The organism is Cupriavidus mimosae, assembly GCF_023952485.1.
GTDB classification, from domain to species: domain Bacteria; phylum Pseudomonadota; class Gammaproteobacteria; order Burkholderiales; family Burkholderiaceae; genus Cupriavidus; species Cupriavidus taiwanensis_C.
Map to the genome: position 1 here is coordinate 1 of NZ_JALHRY010000039.1, position 8,947 is coordinate 8,947.

General features: G+C 59.8%; 9 protein-coding genes and 1 pseudogene. 3 read left to right on the forward strand and 7 right to left on the reverse strand.

What is annotated here, in order from left to right; all coding sequences use genetic code 11:
• Positions 1-400: 400 nt before the first annotated feature.
• Positions 401-1,009 (reverse strand): restriction endonuclease, encoded by a 609-nt coding sequence (locus MKD50_RS29630; protein WP_018003705.1) that lies wholly within the window; start codon positions 1,007-1,009, stop codon positions 401-403.
• Positions 1,010-1,565: 556 nt separating this feature from the next.
• On the opposite strand from MKD50_RS29630, the gene MKD50_RS29635 reads away from it, so the two are divergent.
• The gene (locus MKD50_RS29635) at positions 1,566-2,138 is read left to right on the forward strand and encodes a DUF1294 domain-containing protein (RefSeq protein ID WP_012354459.1); all 573 of its coding nucleotides are present in this window, start codon (positions 1,566-1,568) and stop codon (positions 2,136-2,138) included.
• Between the two features lie 257 nt (positions 2,139-2,395).
• Here the strand turns inward: MKD50_RS29635 and MKD50_RS29640 are convergent, their stop codons facing one another.
• The 3 genes from MKD50_RS29640 to MKD50_RS29650 form a co-directional block, all read right to left on the reverse strand.
• Positions 2,396-2,968: a PIN domain-containing protein gene (locus MKD50_RS29640; protein WP_018003706.1), complete on the reverse strand. Its 573-nt coding sequence runs from the start codon at positions 2,966-2,968 to the stop codon at positions 2,396-2,398.
• 2 nt (positions 2,969-2,970) lie between these two features.
• Positions 2,971-3,432 (reverse strand): excisionase family DNA-binding protein, encoded by a 462-nt coding sequence (locus MKD50_RS29645; RefSeq protein WP_012354456.1) that lies wholly within the window; start codon positions 3,430-3,432, stop codon positions 2,971-2,973.
• A gap of 365 nt (positions 3,433-3,797) precedes the next feature.
• A complete protein-coding gene (locus MKD50_RS29650; protein WP_018003707.1) occupies positions 3,798-4,262 on the reverse strand; it encodes a PliI family lysozyme inhibitor of I-type lysozyme in 465 nt (154 codons plus the stop codon).
• Between the two features lie 130 nt (positions 4,263-4,392).
• On the opposite strand from MKD50_RS29650, the pseudogene MKD50_RS29655 reads away from it, so the two are divergent.
• Positions 4,393-4,768: pseudogene (locus MKD50_RS29655) on the forward strand (ISKra4-like element ISBte1 family transposase); the annotation flags it as partial.
• 467 nt (positions 4,769-5,235) lie between these two features.
• On the opposite strand, the gene MKD50_RS29660 reads toward MKD50_RS29655, so the two are convergent.
• Positions 5,236-6,399 (reverse strand): porin, encoded by a 1,164-nt coding sequence (locus MKD50_RS29660; RefSeq protein ID WP_012354452.1) that lies wholly within the window; start codon positions 6,397-6,399, stop codon positions 5,236-5,238.
• Positions 6,400-6,707: 308 nt separating this feature from the next.
• On the opposite strand from MKD50_RS29660, the gene MKD50_RS29665 reads away from it, so the two are divergent.
• Positions 6,708-7,070 (forward strand): CREC-EF hand family protein, encoded by a 363-nt coding sequence (locus tag MKD50_RS29665; RefSeq protein WP_012354450.1) that lies wholly within the window; start codon positions 6,708-6,710, stop codon positions 7,068-7,070.
• A gap of 243 nt (positions 7,071-7,313) precedes the next feature.
• Here the strand turns inward: MKD50_RS29665 and MKD50_RS29670 are convergent, their stop codons facing one another.
• Both MKD50_RS29670 and MKD50_RS29675 read right to left on the reverse strand, forming a co-directional pair.
• On the reverse strand, positions 7,314-7,583 hold the full coding sequence (locus tag MKD50_RS29670; protein WP_012354448.1) for a hypothetical protein: 270 nt from the start codon (positions 7,581-7,583) through the stop codon (positions 7,314-7,316).
• A gap of 245 nt (positions 7,584-7,828) precedes the next feature.
• A partial coding sequence (locus MKD50_RS29675) for a patatin-like phospholipase family protein (protein WP_240987415.1) occupies positions 7,829-8,947 on the reverse strand: 1,119 nt, incomplete at its 5' end.

Here is an 8,947-nt window from a genome sequence, read left to right on the forward strand (position 1 = left end):
TGTTTATGGGCCGCTACCCAAAACCGGAACCGGAAAGATTCAGAAGTACCGGCTACGTGAAATCGCTTGCAGCCGCGATGCCATCACTGATCTGGCTCGCTCGCAGTGAATCCGTCCCTCCTTTTATCACCCGATTGCTTCCAACACTTGAGCAGATGACCGTTCTCCGCCGTCGCAGCCATTCGGTAGCCCGCTGGCAAACGTCGGAGAAGGGTCGGAAAGAGCCCACCGGATAGAAAGTGCCAGGTTCTTGCCGCGCTCTGGGCGATTCACGAGGCATGACTCGCTTAAAGGAGAGTGTCAGTATCAATGCAGAAAACCGGCGCTCCAGCCTGCCGAACAGCCAGCCTTACCTGAGAGTGACCTTTGCCTGAAAGCGCGATGATTATCCAGCCGGTTCTTAGACGTTGCGGGAGAGCTTGACCCTGCAACCGGGATAGTTCAGGCAACCCCAGAATGCACCAGCTGGTCCCTTCCGCTCGACCATCTTGATTCCGCAGGCCGCGCATGTCGGCGTGCGATAGTCCCCCCGAAACGCCTGCTTCAGCAGCGTCGCTTGCTTGTACTGATCGAGGGCGCGTATCCGTTCGACAATACCCGCACCATCAAGCAATTGAATGCCGGCTCGCTCCGCCGACTCCTGCACCGGTCGCCCGACATAGCCAGACAACGACCAGAAAACGCCCCGACGCACCTTGTGTTCGTGCATGACACCGGCAAGCGCGCGGACCTGCTCCACCTTCACCGGCTTGCGCCATGCCTTGCATTGGACCACGGCCACGGGACCATCCCGGCCAGCCTTGTACAAGGTTGCGTCGATGCCGCCATCGGGACCGTGGGGCACGGTCTTGACGGTGAATCCCATCGCCTCGTAGTACCCAACACAAAGCAGCTCAAATCGCTTCCACTCCAGCTGCTGGAGGGCATCGAGCGTCCAGCTATTGATTTCCGGCTTTTCCGCTAAGGCGGCTGTCCGCGGCGGCGGGCCGACGTCCTCCCTGGACCCCATGGATTCACCGGAGGATTGGGATGACTTCCACCGCGACGACGATCGACTCGTGCGAGAACTCCGAGCCCTCACGGGGATTTCTTGCTGCCCTGCCCTTTCCCTACGCCGCGCACGGATGTATGACAGCACACCCAGAAAGCCGAACATGGCGGCAGGCATCCAAGCTAACGACTGGCTTAACACCGCAATGCCCGTCAACAATGGGCTCGATCCGAATATCGCTGGGACGACCCCGCGCAACACGATGTAGGCACCCACTGCGAGCGCTGCAGATACCCACCACGGCGCATCGATCAATATCTCGCTAAGCGACGGCTCCTTCCTTCTGCGACCCATTTCTCTACCTGTTGTTGTTATCCACTGCAGCCCGCGCCATCCCCCTACCGGCAAATCTACCCGATCTGACACGCACAACGGGTTGCAACGAGCCAACACCCCACCGACTACGGGTGGCAGAGCCGCCAGCCCCTACCCGGTAACTTCGCGAACTCCCGCCATAGTTTCGCTTGACGGCATCCCTTAAACTGCATCCTTCGCGCAACATCACACAAAAACCATGAGAAAAGCAGGTCGGGTCAAGACGTGGCATGCAGACAAGGGCTTTGGTTTTATCAACGTCCACGCGGACACGGATGTGTTTTTTCACATCACCGCCCTACAAACGCGTGCCGTGACGCCAACGTCTGGCGACCGCGTGAGCTTCGAACTCGGCAAAGGCCGGGACGGCAGGCCACAAGCCTTGAACGTTGCCATCGTCGGCGCAACGAAGGCGCGGTCGGACACGAGTCTTTGGCCGGTGTTCGCGGGTCTCGCGGCGTTGGGCCTCATCGCCGGCGGCGCCCTGATGGGTTATTTTCCACACCAGGCCGGCCTGGTCAGCCTCGTGACGAGCCTCATCACGTTCTTCGCCTATGGCGACGACAAGACGCGGGCCAGCCGGAATACGTGGCGCACGCCTGAGACCACCCTGCACCTGCTGGCGCTCTGCGGCGGTTGGCCGGGCGCGCTCGCCGCCCAGCACCTGCTGCGACACAAGAATCGCAAGCGGGCGTTTCAGGCGATGTTCTGGGGCACTGTCGTCGTGAACATTGGCGCGATGGTGCTTTGGCGAGCCGTCATGGCGGCCTGAGAAAGGGAAAGCCGAAGGCCGCGGTGAGCCATGTCCCGGCAAATTGCGGCTTACGGGCGTTATGTCGAATGTGCCGTGACAGACTTTCCGGGGTGAAAGCCGTCGCCGGCTTGCACGACCTTGTTCCAAGCCCGGTGCAGCATCTTCTTGCTGAGGCATCTGCCCTGCCGTATACGTATATGATCGTCGCCGGCTTGCCACGACGTCTGGGGGCCGAGCATCGGTCGCCGGGACGGACTGGCTACCTGCACGGGGATTCAGATTGCCAAACTGTACTGCGTTAGGATCAACACCGTTTGCGTCAGGCCTTGCGCCGAAAGGGTGGTCAAATACTCCGAAGGAGACTTCGGTGGATTCTTCAGAGATGCACGGTGGTCCGCCACTGCCGCTAGGACCTTCCCTGCATTCAGATCAAAGAGGTCCACGACGAAATCGTCCGGGTGGATCGCTTCGACGTTGAACTCCTTGAGCGCTGCTTCCGGAAAGTCCTTCATATTGAAGGTGATGATTGCCTCCGAGCCGCTATGAATTGCGGCCGCGACCACATGTCGATCGTCAGGGTCAGGCAACTCAATGGACTCAATAAGGTGTTCATAGCCGAAAACTAGCGAATCGCGAACGCTTCGGTTCATCAGTTCGCGCGTGCCTGCAAGACGATCCGCGGAAAGCTCCGGCCGCCGCGCGAGGAGGTTGCGAACCCACTCGTCATGAATTTGATTCGTCCATTTTGCACGGTACAGGTCGGTCAGCGCGAGCCGCATCAGCAGATCGCGCAGCGGAGCAGGATAGAGAACGCAAGCATCGTAGACGACAGCGAAGTTGGAGGTCATGCTCAATAGCCCATGTCCAACTCTTGGGCCTGCGCTGCGAGTTCGTCTAGTGCCTTGCGTCGCTCGTCATCAATGCGCTGCTTGTAGCTGACAACGTCCTGGTAGAGGACGCGCCGATGCGTGTTGACTTTACGGAACGGAATCTCGCCCTTCTCCAGAAGTTGAACCAAGTATGGGCGAGAGACGTTAAGCAGGTCCGCCGCCTCTTGCGTCGTCAGCTCGGCGTGAATTGGAATGATGGAGACGGCGTTCCCTTGGCCGATTTCGGCGAGAACCTCGACGAGAAGCCTCAGAGCAGAGGTGGGCAATGTGACACTATGCAACTCGCCCTTGTCAGTCTTGAAATCGAATTGCTGCGTATCGGATCGGCTGTCCAGTGCCACCGCCAGGCTACGGCTCGATTCCCGAGCGATAGCGCTTTCGTCTGCCGAAGGCAGCGTCGTGTTAGTGATGGTTGCGTGCATGGAAGTCCCCGGATCGTACGTGTGACGGTATGATAATTCGAAATAATCGAATTCGTAATATCCGAAACGGTGAAAACTCAGCGAAGAGGATTTTTAGCAACGTGCGCGCGTAAGAACTTGTGCTTTTTTATGCACAAACGCACGGTGCTGTGTGCACAGCAGAGGAAAGGTGCAGACGCATGGGACCCCCCCGTGGGAGGTTGCGCAATAGACAAGCGCGAGGCGGCGTCATACGAGTGATACGGGCTAGTTATCGAACCTTATCGCAGCTTTCGTGCAATGTCCGCCGTCACCCACGTCCCAGCCCCAGCGCGGGTCGATGGCGCGGTCGCCACTGAGGAGACCGCGCCCCGCTGCTCGGCGCGCTACTTGGGCGAGCACGCGCCCCGCCGGCACGCCGCCTTCAGCTCGGCGATCTCATCGTGATGGGTATCGGTTTGGACGCGCGTGAGAAGGCGTACGCTGCCGGCGTCGATCCGCAACGCATCCACTTCCAGGTATTTTCCCGAGCCGGCGGTGAGCTTGGAGAGAACCAGCGCCTGGATGCCGTCGCCGGTGATGTCGGCGAACTTCGCGCGCAGCTTACCGTCATCTCGAAAGATGGTGCCATTGCGCGAGAATACCGCGCCGGCGTCGAAATGCAGGAGCTGCGCATCCTTGAACACGGCGACGCTGTAGCTGCCCATCGAGGCCGCTTCCAGATCGCCCTCGGACAGCACAGCCACCCGCTGGTCCGGCAGCGTGATCGCGACACCATCCTTCGCCATCGCAGGCAGGCCCGCGAACCCGACCGAGGCGGCGGCGCAACAGATCAGAACGCCCTTCTTCACAGAATCCTCCTTAGGCATGGCTCAGGGTCATGCTCGGCATTGCACACTCAGCCGAACGAAGAATCAAGAGGCGTGCGGGACGGGCGCGTGCGCGCGGACTCTGGTAAAGGCGCTGCGGGGCGCCAAGTAGCACTCATGGCATGGCTGCCTCTATCCAGATTACGCCGACTGGAAAGCCTGGGCTGGGATCTGGTACTGAGGCCAGCGCCGAAGAGGCCAAGCTCGTTGACAAACTGGAGGAGTTCATCGTCTACCTGGACAACAGTCGGAGCTGCATCGTAGTGAACTACGGTGACCGCTATCGGCATGAGGAGCCCATTGCATCAGGGTTCGTCGAGTCTGCCGTCAACCAGGTGGCCAGCAAGCGATTCGTGAAACGGCAGCAGATGGCTTGGCGGCCCCGGTTCGCGCACAACCTGCTACAAATCCGGACAGCTATGCTCAATGACCAACTCCGATCGTACATTGAACGATGGTACCCCTTCATCGCCGGAGAAAAGATCGCCGCAATCCAGGCCGCCACTCGAATCGATGGAAATCCGGTAACGGACCGTCGCAGCTGGAGTGAGCCTTATCTCCCTCTCCTTCAAGCCACCGAGACACATGGCCGAAGTCTGGGCGCCAAGAATGATCGCCCCCGGTTTGGCGTAGAACCGCGCCACCTCACCGGATCTGAGTCGGCCAACTTCCTTCCCATCGACTGACAGGACGGTATCGCAAGCGCTGCCGTAGAACCCTTGGTCCCGGGTCACGACCAGCGTTGCAAACTCGCCGGGTGGCGGCGTTTGCAATCCGCTAAGCCGCTCGGAAGGTGCTGGCGCCGCCTGACTTGCGGCTATCGGCGTGGTCGAGCATGCGGAAACCAGCATGGTCACCACGCAGGCAGAGACGATTGTGCTTCGGATTAACACGTGGCCCTCCAGAAGGCTGCGACGCAATGCGTGCAGGAACTAGGCGACGATTGCGGGTCGGCTCAGAATTTGTGCCGGATACCCAAGGCGACGCCGAACATATTGCTCTGCCCGTTGCCCAGCACATAGCTGTTACCCAGCGACAGACTGTTGGCAAAGACGGTCGCGAGCGAGTCAAGCATCAAGCCGGCGTTCTTGGCATAGGCAGTGGTCACGTAGACATCGGTACGCTTGGACAGCGAGTAGTCGGCCACGAAGGAGATCTGCCACGGATTGGCCACGCTTGTATTGCCGTAAAGGTTCTTGAGATCGTCGTAGTTGTACTCGAGCGTGAGTGCCAGCGCCGGCGTGACCTGATAGTTGGCGCCGACCCAGTAGAAGTCATCGCGCTGGATCAGGGCATCGGCCGCATTCCTGTTCTGGCCCCAACGGTAGCCGCCCATGATCTTGGCCGGGCCGAAGGCATAGCTGGCGCCTACCGCGGCTTTCTTGATGGTGCCGGTGCCGGTGCCGATGGTGGGATTCCACTGGTCATAGCCCGCGGTCGCGGCGAACGGGCCGAACGTGTAAGCCAGCGCCCCGCCATAGGCGGTGTCGCGCCGGAACTGCCCCGGGACTTCGCCATTGCCGCCGATCGGAATGGGGAATCCTACCGAGGCGGGCAAGGCCACCCCGACGCCGAAGGACCAGTGCGCGAGCGCCGTCAGTCCCCCGAACTTCCCGGTGTACTTGACGGTGTTGTCCGCGCGGTAATTGGGGCCGGATTGCATGACGACCGGCTCATACTGCGTGGCATAGGCGGTCGGAGAGAAGTTGGCCAGGGCCTCGAACATCGAGGTGTATTGCCGGCCAAGGCTGACCATGCCAAGACGGCTGCTTTGGACGCCCACGTATGCCTGGCGGCCGAACAGACGGCCGCTTTGCTGCGACAAGCCGTTGTCGATGCCGAAGCCGCTTTCCAGCACGAAGAGGGCCTTGATGCCGCCACCCAGGTCTTCGTTGCCGCGCAGGCCCCAGCGGGAGCCGGATAGCCCTCCCGAAGTCAGACGGTAGGCATCGTTGGCCGGTCCCGGATTAAAACCATTGGCGGCCGTCGGCACGACGCCGGCGTGGTTGACGTATTCCACGTTGGCGTCGATCACGCCGTACAGCGTGACGCTTGACTGCGCAACGGTTGCCAGTGGCCATCCAAGCAATGACATCAAGGCCATTCTTTTCAGTGCCATGCCCGCTCTCCTCTCGTTCTTTTTTGTTGGTGGTTCAACCACGGCTTCAGTCGCTGCATGGCTGACCTTACGGCATGCTGCCAGGCAACCTGTTCGAGCATAGGAGCGTAATACGCTCTCCGCCAACATTCGATGACTGGAAACGCTCGAAACGGAAAAACAGTGTCGGCCGGTTGCAACAGTCGCCAGTGAAGCGCTCCCGGTGCGGAGCGCCTAGAATGCTGGTGAGCCAAGGCTCACAGGAGTTTGATCAGAAGTCGTTTTGGTGTCTGAAGTCCAAACACACATAACGTATCGAGGAGAACGACATGTCCGCATGCAAATTGCCCGCATTTGGTTTCGCAGTCCTGATGGCACTGACTTCGATAGGCGCGGCCGCCCAGACACCCCAGGGATCGCAACCGGGTGCGGCGCCATCCGACGTTCCCGCAGCGCCCCCGACTACGGCCCAGGCCAAGGCTTTTATCGCCGAGCGCTTCAAGGCGGCCGATGCCAACCATAATGGCAAGCTGACTCGTGACGAGGCTCAGGCGGGAATGCCAAAGGTCTACGAAAACTTCGACAAGATCGACGTGAAAAAGCAGGGTTACGTCACCGAGCGCCAGATCGGTGCCTACTGGATGAAGAAAACCAAGGACCAGATGCAGAAGGAAGATCCGATCTGGAACTGAAGGCGCTACGGATTCTTTTTAGCCGCAGAGGATGATGGAGCGGGAGAATTCGAGCCGTATCTTCCGCCCGCGGTGGTCCCGCATGCACCGAATCGATACTAAGATAAGAAACGCCCCCGACCTGCAAGGCAACGGCAACCGCAACCGCTTTAGGGAGACCGCTAGTCCCGGCTCAGCCCACGGCATTGGCGTCGCAGGACAGCTACGCTGCTGGCGGGCACGGCGGTCGACCGATACGGCTCTTTAGTACTTGGTGTCCCGCTTTTCCTGACGGCCCTCCTGCTTCGTGTCGCGCTTGTCCTGCCGGCACTCAGCGTTGCTCTTCTGATTTTCAGCCCGGCAGTCGACCTTTCCCGAACGCGCCTGCTGTTTGGCTGCCTGGTTTGCGTCTCTGCCTTGTTGACGCTGCTGCGACTGCTCGGTTGCCGGGGCAGCGCCCGATAGCGCCAGAAGACCGGCCACGGCCAGCACCCTGCCGGTCTGGCTCCAACGTCCGTTTTTCGATTCGACCATTTTCACACTCCTCCTTGCTTGGTCAGGATGACGCTCTGCTCTACTGCCAGGCCGCATTCGCATGCTCGTGTCGAGCAGACTTACGCAGCCTCTGTGAAAATTGATCATCCCTCGCTACCATTCCATATTGGCACATGACCGGCGACAAGGACGAATGGGATGCGGACATCATTCGTCAGAATAAAGGTTGGGCCGCATCAGGTGCTAGCCATAATGCAATCGGCAGGGAATCCGACATCTGAGGGCTATTTCGTTATAGCGGCCGGCAAGGCGAACCCAGGCGGGGCCTTAGCCCAAGGGTAACCCTTCGACGCCATGTTATAGCCAGTGTCATAGAGCGCTCGCATGTAATCGGTGTCGAACTCTTCCTTGTGGGGCGCCTTGAAACTCGCCGGGATGAAGGCAAGATTGAAATCAACACCATCACGCTCTGCAGTCGCATAAATGCGGTAAAGGTCGCCGATACCCTGGCTTTGAATCAACGAAGCGACCGCGCGAGAGGCAATGCTCATTGTGGAGCGCTCAACTTGCGCCCAATCCGCATCGAGTCTGGCGTTGCGGATCACATAGAGTTTGCGCTCCCGCTTGACTCCGACCGACGCCGCCTCGTCGTTGATGCGTATCCCAGCCGGATAAGCGAATACCTGTGCGACGATTCCCCCGTCAACGTGCATTTCTTGATAGGGCTTTCCGTCGACTACGACGTCGACCATCATCGGTGGGAAGCCGCCCGGGATCGAAGCTGACGCCACCATGACCTTTACGAACAGATCTAATGCCTTGGGGCCACCATAGCTTGCGATCTTACCCATGTCCCAGATGATTGCGCGCCTTGCATCAAGGTCGGCAGTGGCGACCAACAGCATGCGACCTTTTGCGTACTCCGCTGCAATCTCTTTCAGGAAGGCCTCCGTCACGGATTTTCGCGTCAGCCTTAGCAACGGCGCATTATCCGCCATGCCATCGCTCAGCACGCCTGCCAGAAAGCTACGCGGTTCCAAGACGTCTTTCGGGGAAATTGTCGTGTAGACCTCTTTCAGAGTCCCGTCGTACTTCGGCCCGAGGAAAGCGAAAGGGGCTATCAGGGCCCCGGTACTGATGCCGGTGACGAGCTTGAACTCCGGTCGCGTCCCAGTTGCGGTCCACGCATTCAGAAGGCCAGCGGCAAATGCACCATTGTCGCCACCACCAGAAATCGCGACGAACACCGCCGGTGGCATCGGGCCTTTGTGTCCCTGCCGCGCAAGGTAATCCCGTTCTCGTCTCAGTGCCTCGAAAGCCGCTTCAGTGAATTCGGGAATGTCAATCCCTGCTGTGTAGCGTACCCCGGGCATGCCAGGGATTTCAGCTCTCGCTGTTACGTC